Origin of the sequence: Mycobacterium sp. E2479, from assembly GCF_001667925.1 — a bacterium.
Lineage (GTDB): Bacteria > Actinomycetota > Actinomycetes > Mycobacteriales > Mycobacteriaceae > Mycobacterium.
Window position 1 is genome coordinate 17,638 of the sequence record NZ_LZJR01000044.1, and the last position, 14,744, is coordinate 32,381.

16 protein-coding genes are annotated in these 14,744 nt (G+C 65.6%); 10 read left to right on the forward strand and 6 right to left on the reverse strand.

Translation table 11 applies throughout. The features are described 5' to 3' along the window. Nucleotides 1-37: 37 nt before the first annotated feature. Together A5686_RS04415 and A5686_RS04420 are read right to left on the reverse strand one after the other, a co-directional pair. On the reverse strand, nt 38-796 hold the full coding sequence (locus A5686_RS04415; protein WP_067931501.1) for an STAS domain-containing protein: 759 nt from the start codon (nt 794-796) through the stop codon (nt 38-40). Next, on the reverse strand, nt 793-1,806 hold the full coding sequence (locus tag A5686_RS04420) for a chemotaxis protein CheB (protein WP_067931503.1): 1,014 nt from the start codon (nt 1,804-1,806) through the stop codon (nt 793-795). The genes A5686_RS04415 and A5686_RS04420 overlap by 4 nt, the downstream gene beginning before the upstream one ends. A 115-nt stretch (nt 1,807-1,921) precedes the next feature. Between A5686_RS04420 and A5686_RS04425 the strand changes: the two genes are divergently transcribed. Then, nucleotides 1,922-4,024 carry a catalase gene (locus A5686_RS04425; protein WP_067931504.1) on the forward strand — a complete coding sequence of 701 codons (2,103 nt, stop codon included), beginning with the start codon at nt 1,922-1,924 and terminating at the stop codon, nt 4,022-4,024. A 74-nt stretch (nt 4,025-4,098) separates the two neighbouring features. Continuing rightward, complete coding sequence (locus tag A5686_RS04430; RefSeq protein WP_067931506.1) at nt 4,099-4,356, forward strand: Rho termination factor N-terminal domain-containing protein; 258 nt, start codon at nt 4,099-4,101, stop codon at nt 4,354-4,356. Here A5686_RS04430 and A5686_RS04435 read toward each other — a convergent pair. After that, a complete protein-coding gene (locus tag A5686_RS04435; RefSeq protein WP_067931509.1) occupies nt 4,353-4,928 on the reverse strand; it encodes a nucleotidyltransferase in 576 nt (191 codons plus the stop codon). The genes A5686_RS04430 and A5686_RS04435 overlap by 4 nt on opposite strands. Before the next feature lie 105 nt (nt 4,929-5,033). On the opposite strand from A5686_RS04435, the gene A5686_RS04440 reads away from it, so the two are divergent. The 4 genes from A5686_RS04440 (at nt 5,034) to A5686_RS04455 (ending at nt 8,294) form a co-directional block, all read left to right on the forward strand. Beyond that, nucleotides 5,034-5,705 carry a glycosyltransferase family 2 protein gene (locus A5686_RS04440; RefSeq protein WP_067931511.1) on the forward strand — a complete coding sequence of 224 codons (672 nt, stop codon included), beginning with the start codon at nt 5,034-5,036 and terminating at the stop codon, nt 5,703-5,705. Further along, nucleotides 5,702-6,655 (forward strand): acyl-CoA dehydrogenase family protein, encoded by a 954-nt coding sequence (locus A5686_RS04445; protein WP_067931513.1) that lies wholly within the window; start codon nt 5,702-5,704, stop codon nt 6,653-6,655. The genes A5686_RS04440 and A5686_RS04445 overlap by 4 nt, the downstream gene beginning before the upstream one ends. Beyond that, nucleotides 6,652-7,422 carry a PIG-L deacetylase family protein gene (locus A5686_RS04450; RefSeq protein ID WP_067931515.1) on the forward strand — a complete coding sequence of 257 codons (771 nt, stop codon included), beginning with the start codon at nt 6,652-6,654 and terminating at the stop codon, nt 7,420-7,422. Before A5686_RS04445 ends, A5686_RS04450 begins: the two co-directional genes overlap by 4 nt. A gap of 107 nt (nt 7,423-7,529) precedes the next feature. Then, entirely contained in the window at nt 7,530-8,294 is a 765-nt protein-coding gene (locus A5686_RS04455; protein ID WP_067931518.1) for an endonuclease/exonuclease/phosphatase family protein, read from the forward strand. Between the two features lie 105 nt (nt 8,295-8,399). Here A5686_RS04455 and A5686_RS04460 read toward each other — a convergent pair whose 3' ends face one another. After that, the gene (locus A5686_RS04460; protein ID WP_067931520.1) at nt 8,400-8,636 is read right to left on the reverse strand and encodes a general stress protein CsbD; all 237 of its coding nucleotides are present in this window, start codon (nt 8,634-8,636) and stop codon (nt 8,400-8,402) included. 226 nt (nt 8,637-8,862) lie between these two features. Between A5686_RS04460 and A5686_RS04465 the strand changes: the two genes are divergently transcribed. Beyond that, entirely contained in the window at nt 8,863-9,675 is an 813-nt protein-coding gene (locus A5686_RS04465; protein ID WP_067931521.1) for an SDR family oxidoreductase, read from the forward strand. Here A5686_RS04465 and A5686_RS04470 read toward each other — a convergent pair. Next, nucleotides 9,661-10,083, reverse strand: a complete 423-nt coding sequence (locus A5686_RS04470; protein WP_067931523.1) for a hypothetical protein — start codon at nt 10,081-10,083, stop codon at nt 9,661-9,663. The two genes, A5686_RS04465 and A5686_RS04470, sit on opposite strands and share 15 nt — an antisense overlap. A 289-nt stretch (nt 10,084-10,372) precedes the next feature. Between A5686_RS04470 and A5686_RS04475 the strand changes: the two genes are divergently transcribed. From A5686_RS04475 to A5686_RS04485, 3 genes are all read left to right on the forward strand, one after another. Continuing rightward, a complete protein-coding gene (locus A5686_RS04475; protein ID WP_067931525.1) occupies nt 10,373-10,771 on the forward strand; it encodes a heme-binding protein in 399 nt (132 codons plus the stop codon). A 124-nt stretch (nt 10,772-10,895) separates the two neighbouring features. After that, on the forward strand, nt 10,896-11,951 hold the full coding sequence (locus tag A5686_RS04480) for a DNA topoisomerase IB (protein WP_067931527.1): 1,056 nt from the start codon (nt 10,896-10,898) through the stop codon (nt 11,949-11,951). 260 nt (nt 11,952-12,211) lie between these two features. Continuing rightward, nucleotides 12,212-14,005: a thiamine pyrophosphate-requiring protein gene (locus A5686_RS04485; protein ID WP_067931529.1), complete on the forward strand. Its 1,794-nt coding sequence runs from the start codon at nt 12,212-12,214 to the stop codon at nt 14,003-14,005. A 15-nt stretch (nt 14,006-14,020) separates the two neighbouring features. Here the strand turns inward: A5686_RS04485 and A5686_RS04490 are convergent, their stop codons facing one another. After that, complete coding sequence (locus A5686_RS04490; protein ID WP_067931531.1) at nt 14,021-14,689, reverse strand: UdgX family uracil-DNA binding protein; 669 nt, start codon at nt 14,687-14,689, stop codon at nt 14,021-14,023. Between the last annotated feature and the right edge of the window lie 55 nt (nt 14,690-14,744).

Consider the following 14,744-nt stretch of genomic DNA (forward strand, 5'->3'; position numbering starts at 1 on the left):
GGGGGTTCACCGAAGGACTTGAACACTACTCGCGGCGTCAGAGTTTGTTTTCGCGCCCAATCGATCCCCACACCGTTTTGCCAGACGTTGTGGGGGTGGCGCCCCACACGCGGCACAGCGCGGACACGATGGCCAGTCCCGAGACGATGTCGGCGCCGCGGTTGGCGTTCTCGTGCCGACCCGGCAAATGGAAGCTGCCGTCCTCGACCGCGACGGTGACGCTGTCTCGGTGACTTTCGACGATCAGCACCGGTGCGCTCTCCGTGTGGTCCAGGACGTTCTCGACGAAGACGGTCGCCACCGTCGCCGCGACCGGGATCGCCTCGGGGACGTCCCATTGCGTGAGCCAGTCGGCGATCACAGTGCGTGCGACATCGAGGCTGCTGATGTTGCGGGCAAGTTCGGTGCGCGCCCGCCGCCGAACCTGGAGGGAGTGGCCCCGTACGGCGTCCAGCGCAAGCTCAACGGAGGAATGCACCGGCACATACCGGTCGACCCCGACCGCGGTGATCTCCCGCTGCACTTTCCGCTCGGCGCACACCAACAAGATCGGCACGTCAGGCCAGACGCTGACATGCCAGCGGGCACTGGTGAACACCGTCCAGGCCGAGGCCGCGGGCGCCTGGAGGCGGTTGATATCGACGATCACCGCGCGCGGCTCGTCGATCGCCGCCTTGATGACGATGTCGCGGACGGTTCGATACGTCGAGCTGTCCAGCACGCCTTCCATCGTCAGGATCGGGAGGTCTTGGGAGGTGTCCAGCTCGATGCGGACAGCCTCTCGCTCACTACTCATCCGGCTTCACCCTCCTGTCGAGCAGTGGTCGACAGCCGGTCGCTGAGCAGTGCCAGCGCGCGTTCGGCCTCATCCGCGATCGCCGTGTAGCGCCGCACGAGCAGCCCGGTTCCGGCTCTGTCCGCCATGTCCCGGGCGAGCCTCGCCTTTTCCTGCAGGCTGCGGACCGCCACCCACATCGCCCCCTCGATCTCGCTGTCCCGCGCGCCGAGCAGGGCCTCGGCCGTCCACGCGTGGCCCACCTGGCAGCGGAAATTGCCCGCGCTGACGGAAACCAGCGAGCCATTGCAGTCGGGGCAGATGTAGCCCGATGGGGCCCCCAATTTTTCGGTGTCGAAGTCGGTCGCGAACCGCGACATCATGGCGATGCGGTTCTCGAGCTCCATCGCAGAGTCGCGCTCCATCTCGGAATCCTCTATCTCTCGGTGCGACAGCTCTTTGAGGACGGCGCCGATGTCGGCCGCCGGCGCCTGCCGGTCCACCACGCCGGCCTCAACGGCGTTGGTCGGCATCGCCGGGAACAACGCGTCCTCTGGTGATTGGCTGATGGTGGCGCCGCCGCGCGAGCGGATGGCGGCCATTCCCAGCACGCCGTCGTCGAGCACACCGGAAAGCAACACGCCGACCGCGCGGGGGCCAAACGTCAAGGCCACAGAGCGGAACAACGCGTTGATCGCCGGCCGGTGCCCGTTCTCGGTGGGCCCCTGTGACAGCAGCACCTGATGGTCGGCGACCAGCAGATGGCGGTCCGGAACACCGACATAGATGTGGCCGGGCTCGAGCGCCGTGCCGTTCTCGGCGGCGGTCGCGGGCAGCGGGCCGCTGCGATCGACGATGCGGGCCAGGATGCTGGGCGCCCCGGCGGGCACGTGCAGCACCATCAGATAGGCGAACGGCACGTCCGGTGACAGCCCCGCGGCGAAATTCGAAAGTGCCTCGACTCCGCCGGCCGACGCGCCGATTGCTACCACACCTTGCAGGGCGCCGACTTCAGCCGTCTCGATCACCACTTTCGACTACCCCTATCGATGGTAGGCAACCCTCCTCTCGGTGGATAGGGGCACAATTCACGCCGTTTGCATGGGGTGGGTCGTGGTACCCCTCTCCGTTGGAAGGAGACGAGCCATGGCCACCGATCAAAATCCGAAACAGCGTGATCTCGACTCGGCCCGATTCCGTCGCGACACCGGGTACCTGACCACCCAGCAGGGCGTCCGCGTAGACCACACCGACGATTCGCTGACCGTCGGAGAGCGAGGACCGACACTGCTCGAGGATTTCCACGCCCGGGAGAAGATCACCCACTTCGACCACGAGCGCATTCCGGAGCGCGTGGTGCACGCGCGCGGGGCCGGTGCCCACGGCTACTTCGAGCCGTACGACGACTGGCTGGCGGACTACACGGCGGCCGCATTTTTGACCACGCCGGGCGTTCAGACTCCGGTGTTCGTGCGATTCTCCACCGTAGCTGGCTCGCGCGGATCGGCCGACACGGTCCGCGACGTACGCGGCTTCGCCACCAAGTTCTACACCGAACAAGGCAATTACGATCTGGTGGGCAACAACTTTCCGGTGTTCTTCATCCAGGACGGCATCAAGTTCCCCGACTTCGTGCACGCGGTGAAACCCGAGCCGCACAACGAGATCCCGCAGGCGCAGTCCGCACACGACACGCTGTGGGACTTCGTGTCGCTGCAGCCCGAGACCCTGCACACCATCATGTGGCTGATGTCGGACCGGGCGCTGCCGCGCAGCTACCGCATGATGCAGGGCTTCGGTGTGCACACCTTCCGGCTGGTAAACGCCACCGGCGAAGGGACTTTCGTGAAGTTCCACTGGAAGCCGCGACTCGGTGTGCACTCGCTGATCTGGGACGAGTGCCAGAAGATCGCCGGCAAAGATCCTGACTACAACCGCCGCGATCTATGGGAGGCCATCGAGTCGGGCCAGTTTCCGGAGTGGGAGCTGGGCGTGCAGCTTGTCGCCGAGGAGGACGAGTTCAAATTCGATTTCGACCTGCTCGACGCCACGAAAATCATTCCCGAGGAACAGGTTCCGGTACGCCCGGTGGGCAAGATGGTGCTGAACCGCAACCCGGACAACTTCTTCGCCGAAACCGAGCAGGTCGCCTTCCACACCGCCAACGTGGTCCCAGGCATCGACTTCACGAATGATCCGCTGCTGCAGTTCCGGAACTTCTCTTATCTGGACACCCAGTTGATCCGTCTGGGTGGTCCCAACTTCGCCCAGCTGCCGATCAACCGGCCGGTGGCCGAGGTCCGAACCAACCAGCACGACGGCTACGGACAGCATGCGATCCCGCAGGGGCGCTCGAGTTACTTCAAGAACAGCATCGGCGGCGGCTGCCCCGCACTCGCCGACGAGAACGTGTTCCGACACTACACCCAACGTTTGGACGGGCAGGCAATGCGCAAGCGCGCCAAGTCCTTTGAGAACCATTACAGCCAGGCGCGAATGTTCTGGCAGAGCATGTCGCCGGTCGAAGCCGAGCACATCGTTGCCGCCTTCGCTTTCGAGCTGGGCAAGGTCGAAGTGCCCGAAATCCGTTCGGCCGTCGTAGCACAACTCGCGCGGGTGGACGGCGGGCTGGCCGGGCAGGTGGCGGCGAAGCTGGGTCTGCCCGAGCCCCCGGAGGAACCGGTCGACGATCGGGTAGCCGCGTCGCCGGCGCTCTCCCAAATCGGTGTCAGCGACACCGTCGTCTCGCGCAAGATCGCCGTCCTGGCCGCCGACGGCGTCGACGTGGTGGGAACACAACGCTTCATCGATCAGATGGGCGAACGCGGCGCGCTGGTCGAGGTGTTGGCCCCGGTCGCGGGCGGCACGTTGGAGGGCGGATCCGGCGGCGAGCTTCGAGTCGACCGATCGTTCACGACGATGGCGTCGGTTCTGTACGACGCCGTCGTGGTGGCGTGCGGGCCGCGGTCCATAGCGACGCTGTCCGACGACGGTTATGCCGTGCACTTCGTGACCGAAGCCTACAAACACTTGAAGCCGATCGGCGCCTACGGGGCGGGTGTTGACCTGCTGCGCACCGCCGGCATCGCCAACCGCCTGGCTGAGGACACCGACGTTCTCAACGATCAGGCCGTCATCACCACGAAAGCCGCCGCCGACGAGTTACCGGACCGCTTCGCCGAGGAATTCGCCGCCGCTCTCGCCAGGCACCGTTGCTGGGAGCGGCGCACAGACCCAGTTCCCGCCTAGGACATGGTTTTCATCGCGCCCGGGGCGGGCACTCGGAGAACCAGGGCGTCTCATCGTGGACAGGAGGATCGAGCATGCCGCGTTCGTCGATCAAGAACGAGAAGCTGTACCAGGACCTGCGCAAGAAGGGCGACTCCAAGGAAAAGGCCGCACGCATTTCCAACGCGGCCGCCGGCCAGGGTAAGTCGAAGGTTGCGCGCCGAGGCGGCAAATCCGGCTCTTACCAGGACTGGACGGTGCCGGAACTCAAAAAGCGCGCCAAAGAGCTTGGCATGTCCGGCTATTCGAGCCTGACCAAGGACAAGCTGGTCGCCAAGTTGCGCAAACACTAAGGGGTCAGGCCCAGTCGGTCGGCCAGCACCAGAAACGCGACCGCGTAGTCGTTGTCGGCGGTCAGCTTCCTGATGGCATCCCAGTCCAGTCGTTCGCGCACCGCGCGCACCGCCGGCAGCAGTTTGGCGAAGTCGCAGTGATGCTCGTGCAGCGCCCGTAGCTGCTGGACGAGCACCATGGTGGGTGGCAGCACCGGCATGCCGATCGCCAGCACATCGTGCTGTTCGGCGCGGTCTAACGTGGCGTCGTCGACGGGCACGCCGTTGAGCCGGTGCAGGATGTCTACGACCATGTTGTCCCTACGGGCCTTGAACAGCCAGTCCTCGGGCGGGCGCTCGATGACGAAGTCCGCACCGGCCAGGGTCGCCACGGCGGCTTCCACGTCGGATTCCGCTACCACCAGATCCACGTCGTGACTGGGTTCCGGTGCGCCATAAGCCCACAACGCGTAGCTGCCGGCCAGTGCGAAACGCGGTCCGTGCTCCTTCAGCGCCGATGCCGCGCAGCGCAACGCTTCCCGCAACTGCGTGGCGCACGGGGGTGGGTCGGGGTGCGCGTCGGTGCCTGCCATTGTGCTGCCTGCCATTGTGCATAGGTCATACCCAGCCTGGCGTGGAGCAACCTGGCAGGCGGCCAAGGCCGTTTAACTTATGGCTAATTGGGAAATATTGGGGTTATGTCCACCGCCGTGCCGCGCGCTTATGACGCCGTCGCCGTAGTGATCCCTGCCCACAACGAGCGGGCACAGCTGCCGGCCTGCCTGCGCGCGATGCTCACCGCCGCCTTGTGCGCGCCGATTCCCGTCACGATCGTAGTAGTCCTGGATGACTGCGACGACGGCAGCGACGAACTGGCCGGTGAGTACGGGCCCGACGTGCACTTCATCAGCGTCGACGCGCACAACACGGGAACGGCCCGCGCGGTCGGCTTCGGTTATGCGCGATCGCTTTTGGACGCCGATGCCCGGTGCTGGTTTGCCACCGCCGACGCCGGGAGCCGGGTGGACCCCGGCTGGCTTATCCATCAGCTGCGGTCAGGCGCCGACGTGGTCGTCGGCGTCATGCGGTGCTACGAAGCAAGCGAGCGCGGCCGCCAGAGCCGCCAACAGCTCATCGACGGCGACATGGGCTTCAGCGCGCGCGCATATTGGCACGTCGGCGGCTTTCGCACGTTGGCAACCGGCGAAAAAGCCGACTTGGTCGAGCGGTTCGAAGCCGCCGGCCACCACATACATCGCGACACCGACTTGTCGGTGATCACGTCGAAGCGAATCCAGGCTCGGGACCCGTACGGATTCGCCGACTACCTCACGCAATTGGGGAGAACGGCGGCGGGTGATTGCGCGTGACGGCGGGTTTGGTTGAGCACTGGCTGGAGTCCGGAAGACTCGAGTTGCCCCTTCCCGCCTCGGGGCGCACGGCGGAACGCTGGCAGCGGCTGGCGCGCCTGGCCGAAGAGGACATCGTGGCGGCCAGGATCGCCGAAGCCCACGTCGATGCGGTGGCGATACTTCACGAGTTGGGTGGCAAACCGCCCGAAGCGGGCCAATTGTGGGGCGTGTGGGCGGCCGAGGCCCCGGACGCCGCCTTGACGGCCACCGACAACGATGGCGCGTTCTTGCTGAACGGCACCAAGGTGTGGTGTGCGGGTGCGGGGTTTTGCAGCCACGCACTGGTGACCGCGCGCCTTGACGACGGGACGCTCGGGCTGTTCGCGGTCGCCGCGACCGACCCAACCGTCAGGGCGTTGCCCAGCACATGGTGGAACGCCGGCATGGCGGGCAGTGATACCAGGCCGGTCCAGTTCACCAATACTCAAGCCGTCGCAGTGGGCGACCCCGACGCCTATCTGGAGCGGCCCGGGTTCTGGCATGGCGCGATCGGTGTGGCTGCCTGTTGGCTGGGTGGTGCGCGCAGGGTCGCTGACCCGCTATACCGTTGTGCCGCAAGCCAGTCGGCGGACGCGTACTCGCTGGCACACCTTGGCGCGGTGGACGCCGCGCTCGCCGCCGGTGAGGCGATCCTGTCGGCGGCCGCAAGTCAGATCGATGACGACCCGTTCGACCGGGCCGGCACCGCGCAGCTTCTTGCCCGTCGAGTCCGCACGGTGGTGGAACACGCGGTCGACGAAGCCATCACCCGCACCGGACGCGCTTTGGGCCCCGGCCCGCTGTGCCAGGATGGCCGCCACGCGCAACGGGTCGCCGATCTGAGCATCTACATCCGGCAAAGCCATGCGGAGCGGGACTTGGCCGAGCTCGGCTGCCTGGCGGGTCAGCAGGGGATGCGGGTCCCATGAAGACCGTGCCGGCGGGCAACTGCACACGGTTTGCGGCCAAGCCACTCACCCACGGCGGCACGCCGGCGCCGCTATGGCTGGCGGCTTTCGCAAAAAATCCGCTGCCGACACTGGATGTGACGGAATGCCCACGGCTGGTGGTGGTGGCCCCGCACCCCGATGACGAAACTCTCGGCCTTGGTGCCACGATCACTCAGTTGGCCGCGAACGGGATTCCCGTCCAAGTGGTCTGCCTCAGCGACGGCGGCGCGGCCCGGCCCGGTACGTCCGCATCGGAGCGACTTCGTATGGAGACCATCCGTCGTTACGAATTGCGCAGAGCAGTAAATCTTTTGAACATCCCTCCCCCGGTACTGCTGGGTCTTCCTGACGGCGAGCTGGCGGACCATGAGGATAGGATCACCCAGAAGCTGACCCAGATCCTCGACGACGCCGGACCCACTTGGTGTGCGGCGACGTGGCGGGGCGACGGGCATCCTGACCACGAAACCGCGGGCCGTGCGGCCGCGGCCGCCTGCACGCTCACCGGGACGACGTTGCTGGAATATCCGGTCTGGATGTGGCACTGGGCATTTCCTGCCGACGAAGCCGTGCCGTGGGACCGGGCCTACTCGGTGCCCGCACCCGGTTGGGCATCGGAACGCAAACGGCGGGCCGCGCAATGCTATCGAAGTCAATTCGAGCGCAGCGGCGACCGAGCTGCGCCCAGGTTGCCGGGTTGCGTGCTCCCGCGTTTGCGCGCGGTCGGCGAGGTCGTATTTCGGTGACCCCGGCGCTCCTGCCGGGATGCTCACCATTCGGCGTGTGTAGCACACAGTCCGCAGCGCGGTTATACCGCTGACTGCACGAGGCAAAAATGGGTAGGTGAAAACCTGTGCGTGTGGCGACGTTCAACATCCTGCATGGGCGCACCGTCGGTGACGGAGTCGTCGTCGCGCGGCTGCGCGATTGCGTACAGCGCCTTGACCCGGACGTGCTGAGCCTGCAAGAGGTCGACTGTGAGCAGCCGCGCTCCGAGCGCGCCGACCTGACCGCCGCCGCGGCCGAAGCCATGGGCGCGGTGGAACACCGGTTCGTGGCGGCGATTTCGGGCACGCCGGGCGCGACCTGGATGGCCGCTACCGGCCACGAACAACCGGGCACCGCCGCGTACGGGATCGCGCTGTTGTCCCGATACCCCGTCGCCAGTTGGCAGGTGGTGCGGCTACCCCGCATACCGATGCGATTTCCGATGTACCTCCCGGGACCCAACCGGGTGATGGTGGTCGACGAGGAGCCGCGCGCCGCAGTCATCGCACAACTGCACACCCCGCTGGGCGGACTAACGGTGGCCAACACCCATCTGTCTTTCGTTCCGGGCTGGAATCGGCGCCAGCTACGTCGACTGATTCACGACCTGCGCGGCTTCCCCGGGCCGCGGCTGTTGACCGGAGACTTGAACATGACGCCGAAGGCGGTGCGCCGCTGGTCGGGCATGCGTGCTTTGGCTGCCGCCCAGACATTTCCCGCGGACACGCCCAACCGCCAACTCGACCACATCTTGACCGACGACCACCAGTTGCGCGGTCGCGCCGTGCAGTCAGAACTGATGACGATTTCCGACCACCGTCCGCTGGTCGTGGATTTGCAGCGGGTCTGACAGGTCAGCCATCGGGGCGGCCCGATCGCACCGCGGCGAGAATCCACTCGATGTCGTCGGCCGTAGGCACCTTGTCGGTGACCGCGATGATTGCCACGCCGACGACTACTGGTTCTCCTTCTGCCGCTCTTCGGCAGCGTCGGCGCCGGCCCGCGCCGACTCAGCTTCGGCTTCCTTCTTGCCCGCATCGCGTTGCGCGTCGGCTTTGTCCTGCTGGGCCTGGCCCTCTCTGTGCAAGTCGTCGCGACCGAGCACGGCCCCGCCAACCTCTTTGGCCTTCCCCTTCACGCCCTCGACGGTGCCCTTTACCGCTTCCTCTGGCCCGCTCTTGTCATCGCCCATGGGTTCGACCTCCCTCTCGTGATTGCCGAGCTTGCGCTCGATGGCACCTACGGCGTTCCCACCGCCCGGCCCGTCAAACGCGCGCGGTACGCGTTGCGCCTGGACGGCGAATGGGTGATGTGCGCGTCATCACGCCGGCAATGGTTGAGGCCGAACTTCACGTATCCGCCAGCCGAATGGGTCCGTTTCAACGTGGCAGTGCTGGGTAGTAGCAGGGCCGAAGGGGGTGAGAGCACTGACCACTGTCGCCGTGATCGGAGCGACCGGCACCGCTGGCTCCCGCATTGTCGCCCGCTTGAGGGCGCGCGACGTCGCGGTAGTGAAGATTTCGCGTGAGCATGGCGTCGATTTGTTCGACGGACCAGGCCTTTCGCGCGCGCTCGAGGGTGTCGACGTCGCCATCGACGTGTCCAACCCGGTGCCTCCCGACGGCCGGTCCGATATCGGCCACACGCTGGTGGCAGCCTCCCGCAACATCATCGCCGCCTGTGCCACGCAGGAAGTGGAGCGTCTCGTGGTGTCGACGATCGCCGGAATCGAGGATCCCGTGTTCGACGGCTTCGCCTATTACGAAGCCAAGCGGAAGGCCAAGGACATCCTGCTCGACGGTCCGGTGCCGACGACGGTCGTCAAGTCGACGCAGTGGTACGAGTTCGCCACCGACGACGACGCCGTCACCTGTAACGCCGATGAGGTGATCGTCGAGGACTGGTTGATTCAACCAATCGCCGCCGACACCGTCGCCGACGTGATGGTCGAGGCGGCCCTGGGGCAGGTACACGCACCGCGCACCATCACCGGTCCGGACATCATCCGACTACCCGATCTGACATCCAAACTGCTTGCCCTGCAAGGTGATAGTCGACAGGTGCGAACCGTAGAGCCCGCGGTCACCGCCCTGGGCGCCGGAGCGCTACTGGCTCCCGGTCAGGCAATAGTCGTCGGTCCCGACGTCGACACGTGGCTGCAAACCCTGGCTCCCCCTAGCACAAACGGACACCGCTCGGCGGACGGCGATGGAGGGTCAGGTGGAAGCTGATGAGTTCCAGAGCATTAGCGCACAGCTGACCACGATCATGCCCGCGGCGGCGAGCGCAGCTAGTCGTTGATGTTCTTGGTGTGGACGCGTCGTAAAAATCCCAACCGCCTCGAGACGAAATCCCCGCAATGCCAGCACGAGCAATGCCAGCACGAGCAATGCCAGCACGAGCAATGCCAGGCCCGCGATGATCTCAACGGTGATGATGACCAACGTCTCCGAGGAGAAGTAATCGAAAGTCACGCCGGCCGCTGGCAAGGTGACCGACGCGCCGAGGGCGCAGCCCGCGTAACCTGCGGGGTGCAACAGCCCTGCGGATGCAGGTCCGGCGACGGGCCGGACGAACGGAACAGCAAGCGCACCAAAGGCCACCCAGCCCACGCTCAATAGACTCAGGCTGACCTTCATGCCCAGCCGGATCGGCTCGAAGTGGCCGTACGCAGCGAGAGACGACGCAGTTCGGATAACGATTGCGTCACGATCATGGTCACGATTCCCTAAGAGCGGGCACCATTTCTTAAAGATTCGGGGATCGTTTAATCGTTCGCTTAGCGAAAGACCGTTAGAAGCTGGGTAATGACGCGCAGCGTTCGTCGTCAGCGAACACCGTCGCTGTTGGCTTCGGCTACTTTGGATTTCGAGGATCGGGAGCCTCTGTCGAGAGAAAATCATTTCGTTTCGAAGGACATCAAAGAACATGAAAATCAGCAGTATTGTCGCGCGCCGGAAAGTGGCCGGTGTCAGTGCCGGCTGCCTGCTCGGAGGAATGGCGATGGGCATCCTCGGTGCGCCGTCGGCGGCCGCTGCACCCGACTGCAGCCCGGCCGGTGTGAACAACACCGTTTCCTCGGTGCAGGGCTCAGCGGAGCAGTACCTGGCGGCGCACCCGGGGGCGAACCAGGTGGTGACGGCGGCCTACGGGCAGCCGCGGCCGCAGGCTGAGTCGAGCCTGCGCAGCTATTTCACCGCCCACCCGCAGGAATACAACGACCTGCGCGGCATCCTGGCACCGATCGGCGACACCGAACGGCAGTGCAATGTCACCGCCCTGCCGCCACACCTGGAGTCCGCTTACCAGGAATTCATGGCCGGCTGATTCGGGGTTCGAGACGACCCGCCACAATGCCGTGGCGGGTCGTTTCCATGTCGGCGTGCTGTGGTGTGAACACGTTCTGTGGCGGGTAATTGTGCAGTCAGCTAACAGAACTGGAGGGCGAACAATGCGGCTGCGCCGGAGCGTGCTGAGCAAGCCGGGTATCACGCGTAAGCGCCGCGGTAAAGGCTTCGCCTATTACCGGCCGGATGGCAAGCGATTGTCCGATCCGCAAACATTGCAGCGCATCAAGGATCTGGTTATCCCACCGGCCTGGAAGAACGTGTGGATCGCACCGTATAGCAACGGCCACATTCAGGCCGTGGGTGTCGACGCCGCAGGCCGGAGGCAGTATCTGTATCACTCCGCCTGGCAGCAGGAACGCGCCGAGGAGAAGTTCGACCGCGTGCTGGAACTGTCCACACGGCTGCCGGCCTGGCGCGCCGAGATCGCGAAAGATCTGACGCGAAAGGGCCTGACCCGCAAACGGGTGTTGGCGCTCGCGCTGCGGCTGCTTGATCGCGGATACTTTCGCGCCGGCGGCGAGCAATACGCCGAGGAACACGAGTCCTACGGACTGTCCACCCTGTTGTGTGAGCATGTGGTCGTGCGGCGTGACGCGGTCGAGTTCGATTTTCCGGCCAAGAGCGGGGTCCGGCGCACCGCGGAAATCGAGGATCCCGAAGTCGTCCGTGCGGTGCGGGCACTGATGCGCCGGTCCAACCGCACCGAGCGATTGCTGGTGTGCCGCACCTCATCCGGCTGGGTCGATATACGTGCCGCCGATCTCAACGACCGATTCAAAGAACTCGTCGGTGACGAATACACCGTCAAGGACCTGCGGACCTGGCACGGGACGGTACTTGCCGCGGCAGCCTTCGCGGACGCCGACCCGGCCCTCTCCCGCCGGGTGGCCAAGCGCGTTGAATCGGCGGTGATGAAAGAGGTGGCCGAGGAGTTGGGCAACACCCCGGCGGTGGCACGCGGTTCCTACGTCGACCCCCGCGTCGTCACCGGTTACGAGCAGGGACTGACCATCGGCGCAGCGGTGCGCCGTGCCGAACACGCCAAAAAACCCGACCTGGCCCAGGAGATCCTGGACAAGGCCACCCGCATGCTGATCCGGCGAGTGGCCAAGGGCCACAGCGCGGATGGACCGTCTGCGCTGCCCGAATCGGCGTGAACCGATGGTCGGCTGAAAGGTGGCTGGGAGTCGCCTGAACCGCCGCTTTTGCGCGCATAACCCCGGTGATTGCGGGTAGACAGGCCCGTGTGGGAAGTGCCCAAGCCGTCCGCGCGGCGGCAGCCTGCCTTGGTCACGCCTGTCAGCGGCAACCGCCATCGGTTGGCCCGCGATTCGGCGGCGCTGCCATGCAGGTGGTTCAAACAATAGCCACACACGCCCATCCGCCAGCGCTGTAGAACCGTCTGAGGAGGGAAAACATGTCTAAAAAAGAGGTTTCCGACTATCTGCTGGAGCGCTTGCGGGCGTGGGGTGTTGAGCATGTATTCGGCTACCCCGGCGACGGCATCAACGGACTGCTTGCGGCATGGGGGCGGGCGGACAACAAGCCCAAGTTCATCCAGTCGCGCCACGAGGAGATGAGCGCCTTCGAGGCGGTCGGATACGCAAAATTCACCGGCCGGGTCGGGGTCTGCGCCGCCACGTCGGGCCCCGGCGCGATCCACCTGCTAAACGGCCTCTACGACGCCAAACTCGACCACGTTCCGGTGGTGGCCATCGTCGGTCAGACCAATCGCAGCGCAATGGGCGGTAACTACCAGCAGGAAGTCGACCTGCTGACCCTGTTCAAAGACGTCGCCAGCGACTACCTCCAAATGGTCACCGTTCCCGAACAATTGCCCAACGTACTGGACCGCGCGATCCGGATAGCGATGACGCAGCGCGCCCCGACGGCATTGATCATCCCCAGCGACGTTCAGGAGCTGCCCTACTCGCCGCCCGAGCACGCGTTCAAGATGGTGCCCTCCAGCCTCGGCATCGAGTACCCGAACATCGCCCCCGGCGACGCCGCCATCGCTCGGGCCGCTGATGTGCTCAATGCCGGCAAGAAAGTCGCCATTCTGGTGGGCACCGGCGCGCGTGGCGCCCACGAAGAGCTGGCCGAAGTCGCCGACCTGCTTGGGGCGGGCGCAGCAAAGGCGCTGCTGGGCAAGGACGTGCTGTCGGACGAATTGCCTTGGGTCACCGGCTCGATCGGATTGCTCGGGACCCGGCCGAGCTATGAGATGATGCGCGACTGTGACACGCTGCTGACCGTCGGCTCCAGCTTCCCGTACACGCAGTTCCTGCCGGAATTCGGTCAGGCCCGCGCGGTGCAGATCGACGTCGACGGCCGGATGGTTGGCATGCGTTACCCCTACGAGGTCAACCTTGTGGCCGACGCCAAGACCGCACTGCGGGCTCTGATCCCGCACCTGCGCCGCAAGGAGGACCGCTCGTGGCGTGAGGGCATCGAGAAGAATGTCGCCCGCTGGTGGGAGACGATGGAGAAGGAAGCCATGGTCAACGCCGACCCGGTCAACCCGCTGCGGTTGTTCTCCGAGCTGTCCCCTCAGTTACCCGAAAATGCCATCGTTGCAGCCGATTCCGGCTCGTCCGCCAACTGGTATGCGCGCAATCTGCGCTTCCGCGGCGACATGCGGGGCTCGCTGTCGGGCACGCTGGCCACGATGGGTCCCGGTGTTCCGTACGGCATCGGCGCCAAGTTCGGCCACCCGGACCGGCCCGTCATCGTGTTCAGCGGTGACGGCGCAATGCAGATGAACGGCATGGCCGAGCTGATCACGATCAAGCGGTACTGGAGCGAATGGAAAGACCCCCGTCTGATCATCGCGATCCTGCACAACAACGACCTGAATCAGGTCACGTGGGAAATGCGCGCCATGGCCGGCGCGCCCAAATTCGCGGAGTCCCAGAACCTTCCGGACATCGACTTCGCCGCCTTCGCGGCCAGCCTGGGCCTGAACGCCATGGCGATCAAAGATCCGGAGGAATTGTCGGACGCGTGGCGCCAGGCGTTGTCCGCGGACCGTCCCACCGTCCTGGACGTGTATACGGATCCCGACATGCCGCCCATCCCGCCGCACGCGACGTGGGATCAGTTCAAGTCGGCGACCACGGCGGTGCTGGCCGGCGACGAAGACCGGGTGGGCTTTGTCAAGGTGGGCCTCAAGACCAAGGCGCAGGAGTTCTTGCCGCACAAGAAGAGTTGACCCGCTGGGGTCGACTCACCCGCGGCCGGCGACGCTTGCACCCGCGCTGCGCAGGTCGTCGACGAACGCCTTGTACACCTCGTCACGTTTATCGCTGCGGTCGCGCAACACCGACGAGGGGTGCACCGTCGCCACCACGCTGGGCTCGGGTGTGAGGTGTACGTCCACGGATGAGGGTAGCCGCAGTCGTTGCCCGCGCTGAGTGGACACCCGAAAAGTGGTTCCCAGCAACGACTGTGCGGCCGTCGCGCCCAGGCACACGATGACCTGCGGGCGCACCGCCTCGATCTCGGCGATCAGCCAGGGCCGGCACGCGACCACTTCGGTGCGACGGGGCTTTTGGTGGATGCGTCGTTTGCCACCCTTGCGGGTGAATTTGAAGTGCTTGACCGCGTTGGTCTCATAGACCAGCGCAGGGTCGACGCCGGCGTCCTGGAGCGCACGGGCGAGCAGTCGCCCGGCCGGACCTACGAACGGCTCGCCGGCGCGATCCTCCTGGTCGCCTGGCTGCTCACCCACCAGCATGATCGGCGCACCGGGATGCCCACTGCCGAACACCGTTTGGGTGGCATCCTCGAAAAGCGAACATCCATGGCAGGTTTCGGCCGCATCGCGCAGCGCATCGAGGTTGCGCGCCTCTGGGAGGTAACGGGTGGCCCCGGGTGCGTTCGATGTTGCGGCCATGAGCTTTGGCGATCGAAGGATGGGGGCGTGGTACCCCCGCTCCCCCACCGAGCGG